Source organism: Flavobacterium sp. ZE23DGlu08 (assembly GCF_030505335.1).
GTDB lineage: Bacteria > Bacteroidota > Bacteroidia > Flavobacteriales > Flavobacteriaceae > Flavobacterium > Flavobacterium algoritolerans.
Map to the genome: position 1 here is coordinate 1,594,436 of NZ_CP130045.1, position 23,566 is coordinate 1,618,001.

Annotated in this window: 19 protein-coding genes; 8 read left to right on the plus strand and 11 right to left on the minus strand. The window is 36.2% G+C overall.

Translation table 11 applies throughout. From position 1 onward, the window contains the following. Positions 1-155: 155 nt before the first annotated feature. From Q1W72_RS06990 to glp, 10 genes are all read right to left on the minus strand, one after another. Positions 156-1,466, minus strand: a complete 1,311-nt coding sequence (locus Q1W72_RS06990; protein WP_099713654.1) for a M20/M25/M40 family metallo-hydrolase — start codon at positions 1,464-1,466, stop codon at positions 156-158. Positions 1,467-1,760: 294 nt separating this feature from the next. Then, the gene (locus Q1W72_RS06995; protein ID WP_099713655.1) at positions 1,761-2,327 is read right to left on the minus strand and encodes a transposase; all 567 of its coding nucleotides are present in this window, start codon (positions 2,325-2,327) and stop codon (positions 1,761-1,763) included. A gap of 309 nt (positions 2,328-2,636) precedes the next feature. Beyond that, positions 2,637-3,644, minus strand: coding sequence for a GTP 3',8-cyclase MoaA (moaA, locus tag Q1W72_RS07000; RefSeq protein WP_099713656.1), 1,008 nt, complete (start codon positions 3,642-3,644; stop codon positions 2,637-2,639). Beyond that, complete coding sequence (gene moaCB, locus Q1W72_RS07005; RefSeq protein WP_099713657.1) at positions 3,631-4,545, minus strand: bifunctional molybdenum cofactor biosynthesis protein MoaC/MoaB; 915 nt, start codon at positions 4,543-4,545, stop codon at positions 3,631-3,633. Before moaCB ends, moaA begins: the two co-directional genes overlap by 14 nt. A 195-nt stretch (positions 4,546-4,740) precedes the next feature. Continuing rightward, positions 4,741-5,178: a molybdenum cofactor biosynthesis protein MoaE gene (locus tag Q1W72_RS07010; protein ID WP_099713658.1), complete on the minus strand. Its 438-nt coding sequence runs from the start codon at positions 5,176-5,178 to the stop codon at positions 4,741-4,743. Positions 5,179-5,197: 19 nt separating this feature from the next. Further along, positions 5,198-6,277, minus strand: a complete 1,080-nt coding sequence (moeB, locus tag Q1W72_RS07015; protein ID WP_099713659.1) for a HesA/MoeB/ThiF family protein — start codon at positions 6,275-6,277, stop codon at positions 5,198-5,200. A 41-nt stretch (positions 6,278-6,318) separates the two neighbouring features. Then, positions 6,319-6,555, minus strand: a complete 237-nt coding sequence (locus Q1W72_RS07020) for a MoaD/ThiS family protein (RefSeq protein WP_099713660.1) — start codon at positions 6,553-6,555, stop codon at positions 6,319-6,321. After that, positions 6,552-7,349, minus strand: a complete 798-nt coding sequence (gene cobA, locus Q1W72_RS07025) for a uroporphyrinogen-III C-methyltransferase (RefSeq protein WP_099713661.1) — start codon at positions 7,347-7,349, stop codon at positions 6,552-6,554. Before cobA ends, Q1W72_RS07020 begins: the two co-directional genes overlap by 4 nt. Continuing rightward, positions 7,346-7,918: a molybdenum cofactor guanylyltransferase gene (locus Q1W72_RS07030; protein WP_099713662.1), complete on the minus strand. Its 573-nt coding sequence runs from the start codon at positions 7,916-7,918 to the stop codon at positions 7,346-7,348. Before Q1W72_RS07030 ends, cobA begins: the two co-directional genes overlap by 4 nt. A 185-nt stretch (positions 7,919-8,103) precedes the next feature. Then, positions 8,104-9,276, minus strand: coding sequence for a gephyrin-like molybdotransferase Glp (gene glp / locus Q1W72_RS07035; RefSeq protein ID WP_099713663.1), 1,173 nt, complete (start codon positions 9,274-9,276; stop codon positions 8,104-8,106). Between the two features lie 328 nt (positions 9,277-9,604). Between glp and Q1W72_RS07040 the strand changes: the two genes are divergently transcribed. From Q1W72_RS07040 to acs, 8 genes are all read left to right on the plus strand, one after another. After that, positions 9,605-10,024: a helix-turn-helix domain-containing protein gene (locus Q1W72_RS07040; RefSeq protein WP_099713664.1), complete on the plus strand. Its 420-nt coding sequence runs from the start codon at positions 9,605-9,607 to the stop codon at positions 10,022-10,024. 102 nt (positions 10,025-10,126) lie between these two features. Further along, positions 10,127-11,506 carry a porin gene (locus Q1W72_RS07045; RefSeq protein WP_099713665.1) on the plus strand — a complete coding sequence of 460 codons (1,380 nt, stop codon included), beginning with the start codon at positions 10,127-10,129 and terminating at the stop codon, positions 11,504-11,506. Positions 11,507-11,527: 21 nt separating this feature from the next. Then, complete coding sequence (locus Q1W72_RS07050) at positions 11,528-13,063, plus strand: MFS transporter (RefSeq protein ID WP_302137742.1); 1,536 nt, start codon at positions 11,528-11,530, stop codon at positions 13,061-13,063. 11 nt (positions 13,064-13,074) lie between these two features. Next, positions 13,075-13,302 carry a DUF6814 family protein gene (locus Q1W72_RS07055; protein ID WP_099713667.1) on the plus strand — a complete coding sequence of 76 codons (228 nt, stop codon included), beginning with the start codon at positions 13,075-13,077 and terminating at the stop codon, positions 13,300-13,302. Between the two features lie 320 nt (positions 13,303-13,622). Further along, on the plus strand, positions 13,623-16,328 hold the full coding sequence (locus Q1W72_RS07065; RefSeq protein ID WP_302137743.1) for a sensor histidine kinase: 2,706 nt from the start codon (positions 13,623-13,625) through the stop codon (positions 16,326-16,328). 2 nt (positions 16,329-16,330) lie between these two features. Further along, positions 16,331-16,693: a response regulator transcription factor gene (locus Q1W72_RS07070; protein ID WP_099713669.1), complete on the plus strand. Its 363-nt coding sequence runs from the start codon at positions 16,331-16,333 to the stop codon at positions 16,691-16,693. Positions 16,694-16,710: 17 nt separating this feature from the next. Continuing rightward, positions 16,711-18,609: a propionyl-CoA synthetase gene (locus Q1W72_RS07075; protein ID WP_099713670.1), complete on the plus strand. Its 1,899-nt coding sequence runs from the start codon at positions 16,711-16,713 to the stop codon at positions 18,607-18,609. Positions 18,610-18,624: 15 nt separating this feature from the next. Next, the gene (gene acs, locus Q1W72_RS07080; protein ID WP_302137745.1) at positions 18,625-20,532 is read left to right on the plus strand and encodes an acetate--CoA ligase; all 1,908 of its coding nucleotides are present in this window, start codon (positions 18,625-18,627) and stop codon (positions 20,530-20,532) included. A gap of 114 nt (positions 20,533-20,646) precedes the next feature. On the opposite strand, the gene Q1W72_RS07085 is transcribed toward acs, so the two are convergent. Further along, complete coding sequence (locus tag Q1W72_RS07085; RefSeq protein ID WP_302137746.1) at positions 20,647-23,535, minus strand: alpha-amylase family glycosyl hydrolase; 2,889 nt, start codon at positions 23,533-23,535, stop codon at positions 20,647-20,649. Positions 23,536-23,566 lie beyond the last annotated feature (31 nt).

A 23,566-nucleotide genomic window follows, 5' to 3' on the forward strand; every position in this document is an offset into this window, starting at 1 on the left:
ATGCAAATATAAAAAATAATCTTTATTCTCAAAATTTATTTTTAAATTCTTGATAAACAAAAAATGGGTAATTATTTCACAATCTGATTGTAAAATAATTACCCATTACTACTATATAGACTTCAATTATCAAGAAAAAAAGCCGAAGAACTATGCTACTTTCTACTCAAAGCACTGCTGTCCACTCTTGATGGCGTATCTTTTCCGTTTACGATAGTAGCAGAACTGATGGCAATGGCTTTAATGATTTGTGTCATATTCACCATATCAAGAGTTTCTATTTCATCACTTACTTTGTGATAATTAGGTTCGCTGTCCATTTTAGACGTCGATATCGTATGTGCAGGAACGCCTAGTTTTGCCAGAGTCGCATTATCGGAACGATAGAATAATTGTTGTTCCGGATAAGGATCCGGATAAAACTTAAACGCTGATCCTTGTAAGTTTTTCTGAAGAATTTCTCCCATACTAGATTTTTCAAAACCAGTAATGTAAGCCGAATTTTTACCCCATTTTGATTCCGTTCCTATCATTTCCAAGTTAAACATAGCCATTACTTGATCCGGATTTAATTGTTTCGAAAAATATTGTGCGCCGTATCCGCCAATTTCTTCTGCTACAAATGTGGTAAACAATATCGTACGCTCATTATTGTTTAGTTTCTTGAAATACTTGGCCAGCATGATTACGGCTGTAGTACCGGCGGCATCATCATTGGCACCATTATAAATAGAATCGGTAGCATCGTGCTCCACTCCTTCTGCAGGGGAACCAACACCTAAATGGTCATAATGGCCGGAAAACACAACATATTCATTTGGTTTGCTTTTGCCTTTCAAAACGCCTACTACGTTATTTAATGCATTTTTTGTAATTGTATTGGTGCCTTCTATTGAAAATTGAGTTGCATCAGTTGGACCAAAAACAAACACCACCGAATTTCCTCCTGGATTAGCAGTCATTTGCGGAATGTGTCTCATATTTGCGATTCGGGGTTTAAAAGAAGCATCCACAAGAACCAAAAGGTTTTTTTCGCTCTGGTAATATTCGTAAAACTTCGGACCAAATTTATCTCCGGCATTTATTTTCACAACCTGAACATCGCTTTTTTCAGTCATAGCAAGTTGCGGTTGGTAGGAAAAAGAAACCACATCCGCTTTATCTATCGCTTTACCATCAATCAGCACCTTTAGGGAAACATTTTTAGACTCCGTCATGGAAAATTCCTGCTTGAAATCTTTCGCTCCGTTAAATGTTTGCAGTCCTATTTTCTTAAATTCAGATTCAATATAAGAGGAAGCCTTATCAATACCCGGAGTAAACGCTCTTCGGCCTTGCATATCATCCGCCGAAAGCACTTTCTCTATCTTGGTAACGTCTTTTGTATTGATAATTTTATTGATGTTCTGGGCCTGCAACATACATGCCGAGCAAAGTACAACAGCACTTAAAACAATTTTTTTCATAAAGTATAGCTTTTAATAACAATAGATTCTACAGTAAGAGTGCAGTATTGAAATTGTGTTACAGTAAAACTACTAAAAAGGTTTGGACCTATTTATAATTTGGAACAGAATGATTGCCTTTTCAAGAACAAATCCTCCTGCTGTCCGCTGTATCTCGTAGTCCCGAAGCGTCGGGATTACGATGATGCCGCTTCCATCAGGGCTAGGAATCACGAACTTTTTTCATAATGACATTTTCACAATCTGTTTATTATCAACGCTACCGCACGAATCCTTTCGTGTGGTTCGTAATCATTAAATAGTAAACATTCTAAAAACAACTACATCATCAATTAATCCTTTTTGACCTGAATAATCAATAGCACTACTGTATACATAATCTTCTGCTTTATAAACTAAGCCTCCTTCTACAGGATTATTGTGTACATAATCTATCTTTTGTTGAATAACGGCATTGCTCCACAACTCAATAGGTTGATTATCATGACGCCAAAATTGATAATGTTTTACATTTGAACTTTTTTCAGCTTCTTTTTTAAAAAAATCCAACAAGAATTCTTTTCTGCTCTCTCTTGGATTTTCTTGTATACTTTTTACAATTGATTGACTGGTAAACCGTTTTAAATCACCAATCAATAATTCAGGCTTCTGATCCTTTATACTTCTAAAAACTAAATGCACATGATTACTCATAATGCACCAAGCATGAATTTCTAATCCTTTGTTTTTTTGACAAAATGCTACACTTTCAAGAAATAAATCCTTGTACTCATTACGAGTAAATACATCTAACCAACCTACCACTGCAAAACTTATAAAGTACAAACCCTCTGGATTATGAAATTTATAATTCCTACTCATAGATTCTGTTTTAAGATTAAGTTTAGTTATAATTTACACGAACCACACGAAAGGATTCGTGCGGTAGCGAAGAAATAGCTCTGATAATTCTAAGACATTATCATTTCAAACATGCAAATTAATTACTGAAAAATCTGATAAATTAACTTTGATAATTAGCTTATTTTCAAAAATAATTCCTTCTTACTTGTAAACTTTACGGGAAACCGCATTCACTTTCTTTTTTGCGCAAAAGCCCTAGCCCCGGTAGCAGTGAAAAGCGGGTAGCAACGAATAACGGGATTAGCTCCCAATAATAATAATGAAGTATTAACCCCCAATAGCAATCATGCTGCGGTTGTCTTGATTCAAAGCGGGATTATTTACATCCTCGATAGTAGTCATTCCTGCGCGTACTTTCTTTTTGTTTTTAATGGCAAAAGCAATCAGGTCTTCTATCGCTTCGCCATTTCTGAAAGGCGTCAGTAGATCTGTTTCGGAGTTGGAGAACAGACAGTTTTTTATTTTTCCGTTGGCCGTAAGGCGAATTCTATTGCAACCGTCACAAAAAGGATTGGTTATCGAACTGATAATCCCAAAACTTCCCATGTAGTTTTTTATTTTGAACTCCCTTGCGGTGAAGTTTTTATCGTCTTCTAATTTCTCTACATCCGATTCCCGGAAATGATGTTGCATCTGATCCAGAATCTCCTTTTGAGAAACCATTTTACTCTTATCCCATTCATTTCCTGCAAAAGGCATGAATTCTATAAACCGAATCGAAATGGGTAAAAATTGGGTGAGTTTTATAAAATCAATGATTTCATCGTCATTGAATCCTTTAATTAAAACCACATTGACTTTGATTTTGAAATCATTGTTCAGCAATAAATGTAAATTATCAATTACACTCTGAAACTGGTTTCTAAGCGTAATCGAATGGAATTTTGAAGCCACCAAAGTATCTAAACTCAAGTTGATTTTTTTGACGTTAAACTGCTTTAGAACGTCAATATGTTTGTCAATCAGAATTCCGTTTGTAGTAATGGAAATCTCGGTTTTGAGCGACCCCAGTTTGGCGATTATTTCAGGAAAATCTTTTCGTAACAAGGGTTCCCCGCCGGTCAATCTTATTTTGTCAACACCATTATTGACGAATGTTTGGGCAATGGCGTGAATTTCGTCAGCCGTCATCAAGCTCGCTTTTGGACTTAATACAATTCCATCGGCTGGCATGCAATAGGTACAACGCAAATTGCATTTCTCAATTAGAGAAATACGCAAATAGTTGTGTTTACGTCCAAAATCATCCGTTAAAACAGCATTATTTGGTGTCATGATTATTGCCTTTTAAAATATGAAAAACATGCAGCACATGAGGAAATATGGCGTCCATAGATTCCTTTGCGCCATTGGTTGAACCCGGTAAAGCCAGTACCAACGAATTGCCTAAAGTTCCCGCAACGGTTCTGGAAAGCATGGAATACGGCATGCGCTGTTGCCCGTAATTGCGTATGGCTTCCTCAATTCCCGGAATTCTGGTTTCTAATAACGGTTCCAATGCTTGCGGCGTAACATCTCTTGGCGAAAGCCCGGTTCCTCCTGTAAAAATGATCAATTGATTTTCTTTTGCGAAAGCTTTAGTTCGCTCTTTAATCACATCCATTTCATCTGGTATGATTTCGTAATGTGTCGTTTCCACGCCGCTAATTTCCAGTTTTTCGACAATTATTTTACCGGAACGATCTTGTTTATCTCCCGCAAAAATAGAATCGGAACAAACAAAAACCGCCGCTGTAATGGCGGATGGAAATCTATTTTTGAAAGATGATTTTCCGCCTTCCTTACTAATTAGTTTAATGGTCGAAATCTCGATGTTCTTATCAATTGGTTTCAGCATATCATACATCGTAAGCGCCACAATCGAAGCACCGTGCATCGCCTCGACCTCAACTCCGGTTTTATAAACCGTTTTCACATTGAAAATAATATCAATACTCAATTCGTTGATTTCATATGCTACCGAAGTAAATTCAATTGGAATAGGATGACAATCCGGAATGGATAAATGCGTGTTTTTCACCGCAAATAACCCGGCAGTTTTTGCCATTTCCAGCACGTTCCCTTTTGGCACCAGATTATTCACAACGGCATCAATAGTTTCTTGCTTGCTGACTATAACTGTTGCTTGAGCTGTTGCGGTGCGGAGCGTACTTATTTTATGTGTGATATCAACCATTTTTTTTAAAATGTTTAAAGTTTAAAGTTTCAGGTTAAATCTGATAACGACTAATTATAGAAACTACGAACTACTTTTTAATTTTTTTGTACTTTAAAATGTTTAAGCCAATCATTAAAGACAATCGCTATCGACAACGGAAATTATGACTTTCGCCTTTAAGACCTTCGACAACGGAAATTATGACTTTTATTACTACAAACTATTTTTCTTCCAGGTAAAAGTACTATTTTCAAATATTTCTTTACCAAAAATAGGCACATCAGTTTTTATCCAATTCACAATTGTTTCCGTGGCATCATACACTTGCTTTCTTCTTGTTGCCGAAACAAACACAAACAAACAGATTTCTCCGGCTTTCACCGTACCCAAACTGTGATAAATGTGCATGCAAATCAAATCGAATTGTGCAAAAGCTTTCTCTCTAATCACACTGAGTGCTTCGTCTGCCATTTCCTCGTAAGCAGTATAATCAATTGCTACTACGGTTTGACTGTCAATAACATCGGCTCTGACTTGACCCAAAAAAATATTATGTGCTCCAATAGTGGTTTTCGATTGGTGTTTAGCTATCGACTGCCCTATAAATTCCGAAGAAATGGGTCCTTGAATGAAAACAGTTTTCTTACTCATGATTTTATTTTATTAATACTTACAAAGTTTCAAAAACCTTGTAGACATCTATTTTATCTAATGCTTTAGCGCCACCAGCAATACTTTTGGCATTCGCAAAATTATTATTTCTAAGAATCTCCACTGCCTTTTTGCTTCTAATTCCGGATTGGCAAAAAACAAGTAATGTCGCATTGACATCCAGTTGATGCAATTCAGACTCTAAACGATCCAACGGTATTTGAATCCCATTTTTGATTGTTATTTTTGGGTATTCATCAGCATTCCGAACATCCAGAAAAAGAACTTCCGGATGATGCATTTGTTCCAATGCAAGTGCAGCACTAATTTCAATAGTTGCAGTTTCTATTGAGCTATATTTATTTTCGAAAGCTAGTAAATCAATAGCATGCATCGCTTTTTTTGAAAACTCAAACTTCTGTTGTTCGTTATTCAACATATTGTACACCAATAATTTTCCAGACAACAAATCCCCTATTCCCAAAACCATTTTCAATACTTCATTTGCTTGAAACATGCCGATGATTCCCACCGATATTCCCATAACACCTGCATCATTACAGTTCTTAACCTCATTGGATTCATCCGGAAATAAACAGCGGTACGTAGGTCCGTTTTCATAATTAAAAACAGAAACCTGCCCTTCAAATTTATAAACAGAGCCGTAAACAAAAGGTTTGTTGGTTACACCACACGCGTCATTAATCAAATATTTAGTATCCAGATTATCCGTTGCATCGACTATAATATCATATTGTTCGAATAACAAAATTGCATTTTTCGAATCTAATTTTTCAGTGAATGCATTTATTTTTATCGAAGGATTGAGTTCCAAAGCCATTGCTTTTGCTTCGAGAACCTTACTTTTCCCCACGGAACTGCTTTTGTAAATCACTTGGCGTTGCAAGTTGGTCACTTCGATTCTATCATCGTCAATAATACCAATTTCCCCTATTCCGGCTGCAGCCAAATACGGTAAAACAGCCACACCCAACCCACCTGCGCCAACAATTAAGACTTTGGCTTGCTGCAGTTTTTGTTGCCCATCAATTCCTACTTCAGGAAGTATAATTTGTCGGTTGTATCGTGCTGTTTCCATAATCTTAGTCTTTTATAATTCCCCTTTAGGGGTTAGGGGTACTATCCTCCGGCAAATGGCGGTAATAAAGCTACAATATCGTTACTTTTTAGAATATAACTGGAAGTATCTTGCATTATTTTTTGATTAATGGCGATGCTAAATGAAAGTAAATCCAATTCGTATTTATATTTCAATACAGACAACAAATCCTTTAAAGGCATATTCGAAAAAGAAAATTCTTCTCCTTGACTTTTTGTTTTCTCGGCTATGGCGCCAAAATATTTAACCGCTATCATGACATTACATTTAAATTTTGAAAAATAAACTCATCTTCTAAATTCTCCTCTTGAAAATAAGCCGTTAATTTTGAAGCATTTCGCACCACTTCACCAATGACGATAATTGCAGGAGAGGAAAGTTGGTGCTCTTCGACTAATTTCGCAATCGAACTTATGGTTCCTACCACTTTTTTCTCCGTGTCTTTTGTTCCGTTTTGAATGATGGCAACTGGTAAATCATCGGTCCTGTTGTTTTGATAAATCAAAATAATTTCGTCCAATTTATTCATACCCATCAATATCACCACCGTTGCTGAGGATTGCGATGCCAAAGCCACGTCTTTAGACAACTTATGATCCGAGGTAGTTCCGGTAATTACCCAAAAACTCTCGGCAATTTTTCGTTGTGTCAAACTGATTCCATTAGATGCAGGAACGCCTAAAGCCGATGAAATTCCGGGAACAATTGCTGTTTCCAAATCAAATTTTTCAGCATATTCAATCTCTTCGCTTCCTCTTCCAAAAACAAATGGATCGCCGCCTTTTAATCGAACGACATGACCAAAACGTTTTGCCATCGACACAATCAATTCATTAATTTGATCCTGACTGTACGCGTGACACCCAAAACGTTTCCCCACAAAAATGATTTCTGCCTGCGTAGCATATTGCAATAACTCTTCATTTACAAGGGCGTCATACAAAACAACATCAGCTCTTTCCAGCGCTTTGATGGCTTTTAAAGTAATCAACTCTACATCTCCGGGACCCGCCCCCACGATTGTCAATTTTGGTGTATTTGAATTTTTCATTTTAACTGGGATAAATTGGTATTCAATTCGTTCAACTCGGCAACAGAATTTATATTTTTAAACAAGTGTCTTTTGGCATCCGTAATCGGAATCAATTGATGTTTTACATTTGAAATGAAGCGCATCATTTTCAAATCATTTACATCAATTGCCTCTTTTAAAACAGGTAGTATTCTTTTTGAATATATTCCTATCAAAGGATGAATCCGATTTATATCTTCAAAAACAGAAACATCAAAATTTGTACCATGCTTTTCAATCAACTCCAATAGTATTTCACTAGAAATCAATGGAATGTCGCAACTCAACATCAAACTCATCTCTGTTTCTGAATGAACCAGAGCGGTATATATTCCGCCCAAAGGTCCTTTATCAACTACTATATCTTTTATTTTCTTGTATGCTAAATAATCATAATCGTTTGTATTGGTAATCAATTGAATGTTACTCGATATTGGCAAAACCGCTTCAATAATATGCTCGATAAAAGGTTTGTTTTGGTACAATACCAATCCTTTCTCCGACTGCATTCGGCTACTTTTCCCTCCACAAAGAATTGATACTTGCATTTTTTTTTTATTTTTAAAGAGATGAAAAAACTTAGAAACAAGAAGCATGATTATGATGCTGCTTTTAAAACTAAACCATCAATCTTAATTTATTTCTATCTTTTCTCTTGTTTCTTGCTTCAAACTATATTCTTCTTAACCTAATCAATCAACTTTACACTCCTTACTAGGATTATTATTTTCTATCAATAAAGCGGTATAACCTGTACTTCCTGATCTTTTGCAATATTTACAACATCATAAGGCAAATAAATTAAAGCATTTGCTGTTGCAAAAGTGTTTAACATCGCTGAACTTTGACTCTCCAGAATGGTCACTTTTTCATCGTCATACAACCCTTTCAAGAACAGTGATTTTCCGGATGTATTTTCAAACGGAACCGTAATTTTTCGTTTAATTTTTGGCAAATAAATAGCTTCAAAACCCATACTTATTTTTAGCGCCGGATGAACGTAAATATAAAAACCGGTCAATGTTGACGCTGGATTTCCTGGCAATGCAAAAACTATCGTTTTGTCTTTTTTTCCAAAAAACAAAGGTTTTCCCGGTTTCTGATTAATTTTATAAAACAACTCTTCTACTCCATTTGACAAAAGTGCCTGTTTTACAAAATCATAATCCCCAACCGAAATTCCGCCAGAAACCAAGACCACATCAAACGCAGAAAGACAGCTTTTCAACACTCTTTTTGTCGCTTTCAGATTATCCTTCACACGGAATATTTCTATTTTCTTAATCCCTATTCCCTGCAAAGCGGATTGCAGCATAATCGAATTACTTTCGTAAATCTTTCCTTGAGCTAATTTTCTTCCGGCTTTCACCAATTCGTTTCCCGTGACTACAATGGCAACTTTTGGTTTGGCATAAACTGTAATTTCCGTGATTCCCAAACAAGCTAAAAAACCAATAGCAGCAGGAGTAATCAATGTATTCTTTTCTAATACGAGTTCGTTTTCTTTGATTTGCTCGCCTTTGTTTCTGACATTGGCAAAACGAACAGGCATTTTAGTTATTTCAACCGTTTTATTTTTAACCGCAGTATGTTCCTGCATGACAACCGTATCCAAATCATCAGGAACATAAGCCCCTGTAAATATTCGAATCGCCTGATTTTCCTTTATTTTTTTATTCGAAAAGTCACCCGCCTGCGAAGTGCTTACCACATCAAATTGCTGCAATTCACTATGTATAAAAGCGTAACCGTCCATCGCTGATTGCCTGAAAGGCGGCATATCCATTGGCGAATAAATTGTTTCTGCCAAGATAAAACCAAGTGATTTTGCCACTTTAATTTTTCTGATGGGCATCTTGCAACTATTCTTTGCAATTATCGATAAGGCTTCTTCGACTTGTACCATAACACTTTTTAAAAAATAAGTATAAATACTTATTACAAATATAAGTACTTTTATCTAGTTAGATTGTTTTTTATGAAAAAATTTTACAGCAAAAATTTCATACCATCGAGTTACTGAATACAAAACAAAAGATACTATTGCAAACAAAGCGATTTCAAAACACATTTGGGATTCTAAACAATCGCTTTATTTCAAAAAGGATAAAATTTATCAAACACACACATTTTTTTCAATAAAAATGCGCCTTTAATAAATTTCAAACGATTTTATTATATAATTCTCTTTTATATAGTTGCTAAATTACTATATTTATGCAAAATTTATATATATGGAACTTTTAACGTGTCCGAAATGCCAAAGCAACCACATTATAAAAAGTGGCATAATCAACAGTAAACAAAGGTATTTATGCAAAAAATGCAACTATTTTTTTACGGTAAATAAAATAGGTAAAAAGATCGATGATTACTATGTAACCAAAGCATTACAGCTCTATCTCGAAGGCTTGAGTTTTCGTGAAATCGAGCGAATTATTGGGGTTTCCCACGTAACTGTAAGCAACTGGGTAAAGACATTTAACATAAAAAAACCATCTCACGCCAACTACCATCCTACTTATAAGATTTTTAGCCACTTAGAACTAATCGAATATTTAAAAAACAAACAATTACTTTCCGGTGCAGGTATGATAATAACGGAACTTGGAGATAAGTTTATGCTTATAAAATGGGAAAGATTCAAAGATTAACTATATACCTTTACACATAAATATATCTAAATTTTTTTTCAGAATAAAATAATAGAATTTGGTACTTTATTAACCAACCATTTAACAACCAAAATTTTATTTATGAAAAAAATATTTTTTATAGCGGCAGTACTCTTATTGTCCCTAAAAGGTTTTTCACAAGGCTCAGTTGATTACGGCAGCGGAATGAAATTCAATTTGAACGAGGATGGTTCAAAATACATGCGATTTATTGCATGGAACCAAATATGGTTTCGTTCCAGCCAAATGAACCCCGGAACAATGATTGGAAATGAAGCGGCAACAACCGGAACCGACATTGGAAACAGACGTTTGCGTTTTCTTGCCTACTCTCAATTATCTAAAAGATACATGATTGTAACGCACTTTGGAATCAACAATCAAACTTTTACTAATGGTGGTGCAGCGGGAACTTCAGGAACTGGAGGATACGGTGCCGGAAAAAAACCAGGCCTATTTTTTCACGATGCTTGGAATGAATACGCATTAGTTTTACCTGAAAAAGACAAAAAATTCAGCTTATCTCTTGGTGGAGGATTGCATTATTACATGGGATTATCCAGAGCAACAATGGCTTCTACATTGAACTTTTTAACCATTGACGCACCTATCTTCAACTGGCCGTTAATTGAAAATTCAGATCAGTTTGCCAGACAAATGGGTTTATTCGCCAAAGGTAAATATGGTAAATTAGAATACCGCTTGAGCTACAATAAACCATACGCTACAAACTTAGCGCCCACTAATGTAACCACTGCAAGTGATGCCGTAGCCGTTGACAACAGCGGAAATACGAAATGGTCTAAAGCAGGTTATTTCGAATATCAATTTTTAGATCAAGAAGCTAATTTACTGCCTTATAAAGTAGGAAGTTATTTAGGGACTAAAAAAGTATTCAATATTGGTGCTGGTTTTTACACTGCTCCAGATGCTACCAGAACTTCCGTAAACAACACTATTGAAAAACACAATATCAATCTTTTTGCTGCAGATGTTTTCCTTGATTTGCCTGTTGGAAAAAAAGAAAATAAAATGGCCGTTACCGGATACAGTGTTTTCTATGATTACGATTTTGGACCAAACTATTTACGTAATGTAGCCATTATGAATATTGGTTCTGTTGACCCAAACTTCACAGGAAACAGAGCATTGGCAGGACCAGGAAATGCACAAGCTACCATTGGATCTGGAAATATCTGGTACACACAAGCCGGAATTTTATTGCCAAGCAAAGTAGACAAACCTAAAGTACGCGTACAACCTTTTGGAGCATTTACGTATAAAAGTTTTGACGCTTTAGACAAGTCCAGTACCCAATTTGATCTTGGAACCAACTTTTTCTTGGATGGACAACATGCCAAAATCACTGCACAATATTCAACAAGACCCGTTTACACGACTCCATCTACTATCTCAGGATCAAAAGGAGAATTCGTAGTACAACTTCAAATCTATCTATAAACAAATTTAAAAATATAATTTATGAGTACTAAATCAACAAAAGGAATTTGGAAAGTCATTTCCGCATCCTCAATGGGTACAATGATCGAATGGTATGATTTCTACATCTTTGGAAGTTTAGCCGTTGTAATTTCAACTAAATTTTTCCCTTCAGATAATCCCACAGCAGCCTTCTTATCTACCTTGGCAACATTTGCAGCCGGATTCGTAGTGCGTCCTTTCGGAGCTCTTTTCTTTGGTAGATTAGGAGATTTAATTGGAAGAAAATACACTTTCATGGTTACGCTTTTATTAATGGGTGGGGCGACATTCTTGATTGGGTGTATCCCGAGTTATGAAACTATTGGATTCATGGCGCCTTTATTAGTATTAATTCTTCGTTTGCTTCAAGGTCTTGCTTTGGGTGGTGAATATGGCGGAGCCGCAACCTATGTGGCCGAACATGCTCCCGTCGGGCAAAGAGGATACTGGACTTCTTGGATTCAGACTACAGCAACGGTTGGATTATTCATCTCTTTGATGGTGATTTTAGCGACCAGAAATATCCTTACACCGGAACAATTTGACGAATGGGGATGGAGAGTTCCGTTCTGGGTTTCTATCATCATGGTAGGAGTTTCGTATTTGATTCGAAAAAACATGGATGAATCTCCAGTTTTTGCTAAAGCGAAAAGCGAAGGAAAAACCAGTACCAATCCATTGAAAGAAAGTTTTGGAAATCGTTACAACTTGAAATTTGTATTGTTGGCTTTATTTGGTGCAACCATGGGGCAAGGAGTTGTTTGGTACACCGGTCAATTTTACGCGATGAGTTTCTTAAAAACGGTAATGGCGATAGACTCTTCTCAAGTAGATACATTACTGGGAATTGCATTAATCCTGGGTACACCATTTTTCATCTTCTTTGGTTGGTTAAGTGATAAAGTAGGTAGAAAATACATTATGATGGGCGGAATGTTATTGGCTATTGTCTTGTACAGACCAATCTACAAACAAATGTACGAAACCACATCAGTAAAAAATAAAACCGAAATTGTGGCAAACACTAAAGTTGTTGCTGAATTAAAGGAGAACAAGAAACAAACTATGGATTCTATCTATACAACCAACAAAGAGTATGCAGATGGAACGACATTAGTAGAAGTAAAAACGGTATCTTTAGAAAACGGTACGGCTAAAGTTGTAGACGGAAAACCAAAAATAGAAACCAAAACAACTATTAAAATTAACTCCAGCGACAATTGGGCTTTGATATTTTTAGTATTTGTACAAGTGATATTTGTAACTATGGTTTATGGTCCTATTGCAGCGTTCTTAGTTGAAATGTTCCCGGTAAAAATCAGATATACATCGATGTCATTGCCTTACCACGTAGGAAATGGAATTTTTGGAGGATTACTTCCTGCTATTTCAACCTATTTTGTAACCAATGCAAAAGACTTAGGTCATTCGGAGTTTTACCTCGAAGGACTTTGGTATCCAATTGTTATTGCTGCAGTCAGTTTTGTAATTGGAATGATTTACATCAAAAATAAAGATAAAAACGCTCACGTATAAAAAACACAGCTATGAATCAAATAAAAAGAATATTAGGATTAGTTTGGATTGCATTTGCTGCTGCTGCAGCGTATTTTTGCATCTTTACTTTTGGATTGCCAAAATTTATGTCAGGAAAACAAGAGGATTTAGTATTCGGAATTATTATCCTTTTTATACTCACCCCATTAATCGTTTTAGGATTAGGAACTTTTGGGTATTATTCCTTAATGGGTGATTATGACGAAAAAGACAACTAACTGAATTCCAAAATAGACAGTCTCTGCATGCACTTGCAGAGATTGTCTATTTTTAAAATAAAACCCCAGATTCGAAAACAGAATCTTTAAAAAGCGAAAGCAAACACCGCTGCAAAGCAAACCGTATCTTCTTATGAAAAAGAGACATGAACAAAAGTTGGTTATCCTTTCAATGCTAATGCTATTAGCTTTGAACGTGCCGCTCTTGCTGTTATTTGACAGTTCAAAACCACTTTTTGGATTCCCAATCATATACATTTATATCTTCTCGGCATGGCTGTTTTCAATTGCTATATCGTACTTAATCATAAAAAGATATTATGAATAGCATTGGACTCTTATTAATATTAATGCTTTATTTGTCGATTCTTTTTTACATTGCCTATTGGTCCGAAAAAAGAAGCCATTCTAAATGGACAAATAATCCTTACATCTATTCCTTTTCGTTAGCCGTATATTGTACAGCCTGGACCTATTACGGCAGTATTGGCGTTGCTGCAGAATCCGGTTTAAGTTATTTACCCATTTATTTAGGTCCCATATTAATTATCCCCACATGGATGATTATCCTCAAGAGAATTATCCGAATTTCGAGAGTAAATAAAATTTCCAGTATTGCGGATTTTATTTCTTTACGATATGGAAACAGTAGATTTCTGGGAGCACTAGTAACCATAATTTGTATTTTCGGAATCTTACCATACATTTCCTTACAGCTAAAATCAATTTCGGACACTTTTCATATTGTTACCAAAACGCAGGCGAGTTCCAATATTTTTACAGATACTACAACCTATGTTTGCATGGCACTGGCTTTATTTGCTTCTTATTACGGAACAAAATATGTAGATGCTTCCGAGAAAAGACGCGGTATTGTAACCGCTGTAGCAATGGAATCCATTTTGAAATTAGTTTTCTTCTTAATCGTTGGTATTTATGTTACCTATTTTGTTTTTGACGGGTTTGATGATATTTATCAAAAAGCTGCTGTCCTTAAAGATTTTGATAAAAAAAACACCATCGGCGGCATTACAAACGGAATCAACTGGTTCTTTCTTTGTGTTTTATCCATGTTTGCTATATTCCTATTACCAAGACAATTCCATACTGCTATTGTCGAAAACAATAAAGAAACCCATATCCGAACAGCAATTTGGCTTTTTCCGTTGTACCTGTTACTTTTCAACCTTTTTGTATTTCCAATTGCTTGGGGAGGTAACATACTTTTTGAAGGCAAAGGTCATAATTCAGACACCTATTCCTTGCTGATACCTCAGCTTTTTGATAATAACGTACTGACCGTTTTAGTATTTCTGGGTGGGTTCTCAGCAGCCATTTCGATGATTATTGTATCTTCCATCGCTCTCGCCACCATGTTGAGCAACAACTTATTGATTCCGTATGGCTTTATTGGTTCACTGGAAAATTCTTCACAGAAAAAGAACAGCAAACGTATTGTAAACAGTCGAAAAATAGGAATTTTTTCTCTTATTATTTTGGCGTATGCCATCTATAGAATTTTCATTTTGGATTATTCCTTAGTGTCCATCGGACTGGTTTCATTTGTCATTATAGCACAACTGGCTCCCTCTTTTTTTGGTGCCATATTCTGGAAAAGAGGTTCTAAAAACGGCGCTGTAACAGGAATTATCCTTGGGTTTTTAACCTGTTTCTACACGCTATTAATTCCGTACGCCATAGGAATCACAAAATCAACCAGTCTTTTTATTCAGGAAGGGCCTTGGGGAATTGAATTGCTAAAGCCTTTTCAACTTTTTGGTTTGGATTATTTAGAACCCATACCACATGCTGTTTTTTGGAGCTTGCTCATTAATATCATGAGTTATGCTGCTGTATCGGTGAGTTTCAAAGGGAATTACAGAGAGCGTAATTATGCCGAAATGTTTGTGGATATTGACAAATACATCACCAATCACGAAAATGCTTTTGTGTGGAAAGGAACCGCTTACATCTCTGACATTCAAAAAGTGCTGCAGCGATTTCTTGGCGAAGACCGAACAAAACGAGCTTTGACTATCTTCAATTTAAAATACAACATCGATAAAAATATCACGACTGCCGATGCGCGATTTATAAAGTTTGCCGAGAATTTATTGACGGGACACATTGGTACGGCTTCCGCCAAAATATTAATATCAAGTGTAGTTAAGGAAGACAAAATCAGTTTGCCCGAAGTGTTGCGAATTTTGGAGGAATCCAAAGAAAATATAATTATCAATAAAAAGCTGACAGATACTTCGAATGAATTAAAAAAAATATCAGAACAATTAAAAAATGCCAATCAGGAATTGGTCAACAAAGACATTCAAAAAGATGAATTTCTGGATACGGTTACCCATGAATTGAGAACGCCAATAACAGCGATTCGTGCCGCAAGTGAGATTCTTCATGACGATGATGACATTCCGGAAGAATTGAGAAAACAGTTTTTACAAAACATCATTTCGGAGTCCGATCGCTTGAATCGTTTGATTGATAAAATTCTGGATTTAGAAAAATTTGAAACTGGAAAGCAAAAGATTTATTTGTCTAAAAACAACATCACAAAAACGATTAAAAAAACTTTAGATTCCCTGAATCAATTAATTAAAAACAAAAACATAACTGTTGAATTCAAGGATTCCAACAAAGAAATAAGAGCTTTTTATGACGAAGAACGAATTGTTCAGGTGATTCATAATTTATTATCGAATGCCATAAAATTTTGTTCGGAAACAAATGGGAAAATAGAACTTTCGATTCTTGAAAATGAAACCAATATAGAAGTCAAAATTCACAATAACGGCAAAATAATTAAAGAAGAAGATGCTGAAGCCATTTTTGATAAATTCTATCAATCGAGAAACCAGAATATTAAAAAACCAATAGGAAGCGGTTTAGGTTTAGCCATTTGCAAACAAATTATAGAACACCATAAAGGAAGTATTTGGAGTGAAAATAATGTAACTGACGGAGCCACTTTCATCTTTACGTTACCCAATTATAATACAACAGAAAATAGTTAAAAATGAAAAAGATTTTAATTGTAGATGACGAGCCAAACATTGTAATGGCACTGGAATATACTTTCAAGAAGAACAATTTTGAAGTTTTTATAGCACGTGACGGACAAGAGGCTTTGGATATTTTAGAAGTACAACTTCCCGATGTGATTATTCTGGATGTGATGATGCCTATGGTTGATGGTTTTGCCACATTGGAACAAATAAAAAAAGACGAGCGATTGCGGCATTGCAAAGTCATTTTCCTTTCAGCAAAAAATAAAGAAAAAGACATTGAAAAAGGACTTTCATTAGGTGCCAATTTATATGTGGTCAAACCTTTCTCAGTCAAAAAATTAATAGAACAAGTACAGGATTTAATTCAATAAGAAACAAATTCAACACCATGAAATACGAAGAAATTTATGCCCGAAGCATCGACCAACCGGAAGCATTTTGGGCAGCGCAGGCAGATGAAATTGAGTGGTACAGTAAACCGGAAACAATTTTGTCGAAAGACGAGAACGGCTATCCGCTTTGGTACAAAGATGGCGAGTTGAACATTTGTTATCTCGCATTAGACAAGCATATTCAAGACGGATATGGCGATCAAACCGCCTTTATTTATGATTCTCCGGTAACACAAACCGTAAAAAAATACACCTATTCAGAAGTAAAAACCGAAGTGGCAAAACTCGCAGGAGGCATGCAATCACTAGGATTAAAAAAAGGAGATACTGCCATAATTTACATGCCAATGATTCCTCAAACTGCATTTGCCATGCTGGCTTGTGCGAGAATTGGAGTTATTCATTCGGTTGTTTTTGGAGGTTTTGCACCGCATGAATTGGCGATTAGAATCGATGATTGCAAACCCAGAGCAATCATAACGGCATCATCCGGAATAGAGATTGACCGATTAATTGCCTACAAACCTTTGGTAGATGAAGCTATTGAACTTGCTTCTCACCGACCAAAAAAAGTAATTGTTTTCAACAGGAAATTAGGCGCCAGAATTCCGTTTAAGAAGTATGATGTGGATTACGACGCCTTGGTTTACGGCTCCGAAGAAACGCCTTGCATTCCTTTACACTCCAATCATCCGCTGTATATTTTATACACTTCCGGCACTACAGGAAAACCCAAAGGAATCGTAAGAGATACCGGTGGTTATGCAGTAGCATTGAAATTTTCCATGAAATACATCTATAATGTAAACCAAGACGAAACTTTTTGGGCGGCTTCAGATATGGGTTGGGCAGTTGGTCACAGCTACATTCTTTACGGACCGTTATTGAATCGAAATACCACCATAATTTTTGAAGGGAAACCTATCAAAACTCCAGATGCGAGTACGTTTTGGAGAATAATTTCAGAGCATAAAGTGGGCACCATGTTTACGGCTCCAACTGCCATCAGAGCAATCAAGAAAGAAGATCCTGATGGAGAATTCATCAAACAATATGATTTAAGCCATCTTAAAAATCAATTTCTGGCGGGAGAACGTTGTGATAACGCCACATTAGAATGGTACCAACAGCACATTCCTATTCCTGTAATTGACCATTGGTGGCAAACAGAATCTGGCTGGCCAATGATTGCTAATTCTCTTGGAATTGAAAAAATGCCTGTGAAATCCGGTTCCGCAACAAAAGCAGTTTGTGGATATGACATTCGGATTTTTAATGAAAACGGCGAAGAATTAAAACCGAATGAAGAAGGATTGGTTGTCGTAAAACTACCTTTACCTCCAGGAAATATGTTGGGAATTTGGGAGAACGAAGCCCGTTTTAAAGCCAGTTATTTCAGTAAATTTGACGGATATTATCTATCGGGCGACGGTGGTTACAAGGATGAAGACGGTTATATCTTCATCACCGGAAGAACGGATGATGTCATTAATGTGGCTGGACATCGTTTATCAACCGCGGAAATGGAAGAAGTTGTTGCTTCCCATCAATCCGTTGCTGAATGCGCTGTTATTGGAATTCAGGATGAGTTAAAAGGGCAAGTTCCTTTGGCTTTGGTGGTAACCAAATTAGGCGCCGAAATTGAGCATTATCAATTGGAACAAGAAATCATTAAACTGGTTCGCCAGCAAATTGGAGCTGTAGCTTCGTTACGAAATGTAGTCATTGTACAGCGATTACCAAAAACGCGCTCGGGGAAAATCCTCCGAAAATTAATGCGCAGTATTACAGATGGCGAGTCATTTCAAATTCCGTCAACTATAGATGACGAATCGATTGTGGACGAAATCATTGCAACATTAAAAAAATATAAAATAGGGGTTTATAATTTATAAAATTTATCAATAATCATGAGTTACTATAAAATTAATACTTTAGAAGAATACTTCAAACACTACAAAAAATCAATTCGCGAGCCAAGAAAATTTTGGGATAAAATTGCTTCCGAAAATTTCACTTGGTACCAACAATGGGACAAAGTAGTCGATTTTAATATGGCTGAGGCCGAAATAAAATGGTTTACAGAAGCTAAAGTAAACATTACAAAAAACTGTATCGACAGACATCTTGCTAAAAAAGGAGACAAAACGGCTATCATTTTTGAACCGAATGACCCAAATGAAGCAGCATTGCATATTTCGTATAATGAATTGTACGAACGCGTTTGTAAAATGGCAAACGTATTGAAAGAACAAGGCATACAAAAAGGAGATCGTGTTTGTATTTATTTACCAATGATTCCAGAATTAGCCATTACCACTTTGGCTTGCGCCAGAATTGGAGCCATTCACTCGGTTGTTTTTGCAGGATTTTCTGCTTCGGCAGTAGCTGCAAGAATAAATGACAGCGAATGTAAAATGGTCATCACTTCTGATGGTGGCTATCGCGGAAACAAAACGATTGATTTAAAAAGTATCGTTGATGAAGCTTTATTGAATTGCCTTTGTGTGGAGAACGTTTTGGTTGCCAAAAGAATAAATTCAACTATCAATATGAAAGAAGGTCGTGACCAATGGTTGCAACCACTTTTAGACAAAGCTTCTGATAATAACGTAGCCGAAATCATGGATGCCGAAGATCCTTTATTCATCCTTTACACATCCGGTTCAACCGGAAAACCAAAAGGAATGGTGCATACCACAGCCGGTTATATGGTGTATACCGCGTATACTTTTAAAAATGTTTTTAGTTACGAAGAAAATGACATTTTCTGGTGTACTGCTGATATTGGTTGGATTACCGGACATTCTTATATTCTTTATGGACCGTTATTGAATGGAGCCACAACTGTAATTTTCGAAGGGGTTCCGTCCTATCCTGATTTCAGTCGTTTTTGGCAAACCATCGAAAAGCATAAAGTCACTCAGTTCTATACTGCTCCAACAGCCATTAGAGCTTTGGCAAAAGAAAGCATCGAATACGTACAACGCTATCAATTGACTTCTTTGAAAGTAATTGGATCTGTAGGAGAACCTATCAACGAGGAAGCTTGGCACTGGTACAACAACCACGTAGGAGATAAAAAATGTCCAGTTGTAGATACATGGTGGCAAACAGAAACCGGAGGAATTATGATTTCGCCAATTGCTTTTGTAACCCCAACAAAACCAACTTATGCTTCTTTGCCATTACCGGGAATTCAACCCGTTTTAATGGATGAAAAGCGCAACGAAATTGAAGGCAATCAAGTAACCGGAAGTTTGTGCATTAAATTTCCTTGGCCAGGAATTGCCAGAACCATTTGGGGCGATCACCAGCGTTATAAAGACACCTATTTTTCTACCTTTCCAGGCAAATATTTCACTGGAGACGGTGCGTTGCGTGATGAAGTTGGGTATTATAGAATTACGGGTCGCGTAGATGATGTAGTTATTGTTTCCGGACATAATCTGGGCACTGCACCTATTGAAGATGCCATCAACGAACATCCGGCAGTTGCGGAATCAGCCATTGTAGGTTTCCCTCACGACATCAAAGGGAATGCTTTGTATGGTTTTGTAATTCTAAAAGAAACGGGAGAATATCGCGACAGAGAAAATCTTAGTAAAGAGATTAACCAACACATATCAGACCATATTGGACCGATAGCAAAATTAGACAAAATTCAGTTTGTTTCCGGTTTACCAAAAACACGTTCCGGAAAAATCATGCGCAGAATTTTGCGTAAGATTGCCGAAGGAGACTACTCTAATTTTGGAGATATTTCAACGTTATTGAATCCTGAAATTGTGGAAGAAATCAAAGACGGAAAAATTTAGATTTTAGTTTTAATTGTTGTTAAAAACTGCTTCCTAAACGAAGCAGTTTTTTTATATAAAAAAGGCTGTCTTTGTAGAGACAGCCTTTCAAACATTTAAAACAAACAAACCGTACTATTCCTTAATGAACTTCAATACCTGAACTCCATTATTCTCATCATACGCTTTTACTATATAAAAACCTTGATTCAAATCACTAATTATATATTGATTCCCTTCAGATTGATTTGCATCAAACGATTTTACCAATTGTCCCGTTATAGAAAAAATTTGAACTTTGGAAGTTGCAGCATTTAAAGTAAAATAACTCGAAGCCGGATTTGGATACAACAAAACAGTTGGTGCTTTTTCATAATCAACTATTGCCAAAGAAGCCGTTTTGTTTCCATAGATTCGGTATTCACCAGCCGGAATTGTGATTGGATCATTTACATTAGTCACCGTGATTGTTGTATTGTCCATCAAATTGTACCACTCACCTGTGTAAGGAAATCCAGTTGCTACATTTTGTGTAGTAACATTAAAATTAGCCAAGATCAAAACATCTTTAAGTTGGCTTGACGCCAAAGTGCTATTGGTAATTTTGATATTTGGATACAAGGAACTAGTATTCGATATGGTTGCAGTTCCTGAAAAAACAGGCTCTACAGTTTTCATCGTAATCATTTTGGACCAATCGTTATAAATTTTACTTCTATTGGTATCTCCAAGCCAATTAGTAACCCATTGCGGTTGCTGTTTGGTATCTAATTTACAATCCCCAGAAGTAGCATCGGACGAAGTATTTACCGTTCCATTGTTACAGGCAAAAATAGAATTTTCCCAACCTAGCTCACCAAAATGCCAAATCATCTTTGGTCCTGGAACCAATAAAGAAACGGCTCCAATTGCTGACATTCTAGACAAAGCTACATTTAGTGTTTTTACATTATGGGCAGCATTGGTACTATTCCCGAATTGTAAATTTTTATACATTAATCGTTCTTCATCATGACTTTCGGCATAACCCATCAATCTATTTGTGGTAAAACCTCTGCTCGTACTGTTCATACGAGAAATATTTCCGGCAAACCCCATTGACAATTCATTGTATTGACCGGTCATTATTCCCCACATCATAATTCCTTTACTTGGCGTTTCATTAATTCTGTAATTTGCCCAAAGTTGCTCTTCATCATCATTACCCAAGTGCTCAAAAATAGTATAATGTGTTGGGTCTAAACTCCAAGAATAATCAGCATATTTTCGCAATACATCTACTCTATCTTGTTGTTTAACTCCGGTACAAGCTTCTTGACCACCAGTAACATTAGCAGGACAATTTTGAGTAAATCCTTTGGTTAAATCCCAACGAAATCCGTCAATTTTATATTCTTCTACCCATTGTTTAATGACACGCTGCACATAGTTTTGTGTTCTGGGTTGTTGATGATTAAAATCCTCGCCCACACTATAACTGTGCATTGCCGTTGTATTAAAATAAGGATTTTCAGTTGAAGGAGAACCCCAACCATCTCCGTCAGGATCATTCATCCACATACGAAGCATTGGATTTCTTCCAAAAGCATGATTCAATGCTACATCAAGAATTACCGCAATTCCGTTTTGATGGCATAAATCCACAAACTCTTTCAATTTATCAGAAGTTCCGTAGAATTTATCCAAAGCCATATGAAAAGAGGTATTATAACCCCAACTTTCATTGCCTTCAAATTCCATTACAGGCATTAATTCAATCGCATTTATTTTCAAATTTTTGAAATAATCGATTTTATTAATCAAGTCTTGATAGCTTCTATTGGCATCAAAATCACGAACCAATAATTCATAAACAACCAGTTTTTCTTTAGCAGGTTTAACAAAATTAGTGGTGGCACTGCTCCAAGCGTAAGGAGTTTTTCCAGTTTGCAATACCGTTACTTCTCTGTCTTGACCTACTGGATAAACCGGAAGATTTGGATAAGTAGAAGCTGGAATAAAAGGATCATCATTAGGAGACAAAACTAGAGTCGAATACGGATCGGCAGTTTTCACTAAAGAAGGCGTGCCTGCAATAGGTGTAGCATCAACGACCCAATACTGATACGTATAATTTGTTCCTGAAACTAATCCGTTTAATTCTAACCAAAACTTACCAGAAACAGGATCTTTTTTCATCGCATAAGAAGCCGTAGGCTGCCAGCTGTTGAAACTTCCTGCTACATAAACAAAATCTTTGAATGGAGCATCTAAAACCAAAGTTGCTTTTGTGGCATCAGCAGCATTATAATTGATTCCATCTAATAAACCTGCTGGCATTGACTCACTAACCGTACCCGGATTGACTACAGCACCGAACTTTTTAGTGATTACGGTTGTTCCCTGAGTAACCAGCAGCTCGTAATTTTGGTTCCCTGTAATATTCGTATGATTATAGGAATAACTGGAAGTGGCAGCATTTGTATTTAAATTTGTACCATTTGCTTTTAGCACATAACTGGCATTTCCACCGGTATTAGTAGCTGCAATAGTCAAACTTCCACCTGAAGCAATAATTGTTGAACCATTTTCAGCCGGAGTAGTTAATGTCACTTGGTACGCACCAACTTCAACATAATTATCTTGCGATTTTTTATCTCCAGTTCCGTCCTTAGCTTTAATAAGAAAGCCTATTTTCCCTATTCCATTTCTATTGTAAAAGGTATTTGGAGTAAATGTTTTAGTATAGGTATTCGTAACTGAGTTGTAAGCAAACCTATTCGCTTCGTTGGACGCAGTCCATGTACCGTTAGTAGGACAATCAATACTGTTTGCATCATTGATGTCAAAAGACCAAGTCCACATGTATAATGCGTTTCCGGTAACTCCCCAAGTTGCTTCATTTACATTATTCCCATTGATGGTAATGGTAATAGATGTCGTTTCTTCAAAAGTAGCTGGGCTTATGGTATAAGCGATTGTTTGTTGCTGAGCTGAAGCGACAATTGAAAGGAAAAACAATAAAAAAAGTATAGTTTTTTTCATGGTTTAGTGTTAATTAAATTAGATAGAAAAA

Coding starts and splice junctions, on each gene's coding strand:
- Q1W72_RS06990 (WP_099713654.1), bottom strand. CDS start 1,466: ATGAAAAAAATTGTTTTAAGTGCTGTTGTACTTTGCTCGGCATGTATG.
- Q1W72_RS06995 (WP_099713655.1), bottom strand. CDS start 2,327: ATGAGTAGGAATTATAAATTTCATAATCCAGAGGGTTTGTACTTTATA.
- moaA (WP_099713656.1), bottom strand. CDS start 3,644: ATGACACCAAATAATGCTGTTTTAACGGATGATTTTGGACGTAAACAC.
- moaCB (WP_099713657.1), bottom strand. CDS start 4,545: ATGGTTGATATCACACATAAAATAAGTACGCTCCGCACCGCAACAGCT.
- Q1W72_RS07010 (WP_099713658.1), bottom strand. CDS start 5,178: ATGAGTAAGAAAACTGTTTTCATTCAAGGACCCATTTCTTCGGAATTT.
- moeB (WP_099713659.1), bottom strand. CDS start 6,277: ATGGAAACAGCACGATACAACCGACAAATTATACTTCCTGAAGTAGGA.
- Q1W72_RS07020 (WP_099713660.1), bottom strand. CDS start 6,555: ATGATAGCGGTTAAATATTTTGGCGCCATAGCCGAGAAAACAAAAAGT.
- cobA (WP_099713661.1), bottom strand. CDS start 7,349: ATGAAAAATTCAAATACACCAAAATTGACAATCGTGGGGGCGGGTCCC.
- Q1W72_RS07030 (WP_099713662.1), bottom strand. CDS start 7,918: ATGCAAGTATCAATTCTTTGTGGAGGGAAAAGTAGCCGAATGCAGTCG.
- glp (WP_099713663.1), bottom strand. CDS start 9,276: ATGGTACAAGTCGAAGAAGCCTTATCGATAATTGCAAAGAATAGTTGC.
- Q1W72_RS07040 (WP_099713664.1), top strand. CDS start 9,605: ATGGAACTTTTAACGTGTCCGAAATGCCAAAGCAACCACATTATAAAA.
- Q1W72_RS07045 (WP_099713665.1), top strand. CDS start 10,127: ATGAAAAAAATATTTTTTATAGCGGCAGTACTCTTATTGTCCCTAAAA.
- Q1W72_RS07050 (WP_302137742.1), top strand. CDS start 11,528: ATGAGTACTAAATCAACAAAAGGAATTTGGAAAGTCATTTCCGCATCC.
- Q1W72_RS07055 (WP_099713667.1), top strand. CDS start 13,075: ATGAATCAAATAAAAAGAATATTAGGATTAGTTTGGATTGCATTTGCT.
- Q1W72_RS07065 (WP_302137743.1), top strand. CDS start 13,623: ATGAATAGCATTGGACTCTTATTAATATTAATGCTTTATTTGTCGATT.
- Q1W72_RS07070 (WP_099713669.1), top strand. CDS start 16,331: ATGAAAAAGATTTTAATTGTAGATGACGAGCCAAACATTGTAATGGCA.
- Q1W72_RS07075 (WP_099713670.1), top strand. CDS start 16,711: ATGAAATACGAAGAAATTTATGCCCGAAGCATCGACCAACCGGAAGCA.
- acs (WP_302137745.1), top strand. CDS start 18,625: ATGAGTTACTATAAAATTAATACTTTAGAAGAATACTTCAAACACTAC.
- Q1W72_RS07085 (WP_302137746.1), bottom strand. CDS start 23,535: ATGAAAAAAACTATACTTTTTTTATTGTTTTTCCTTTCAATTGTCGCT.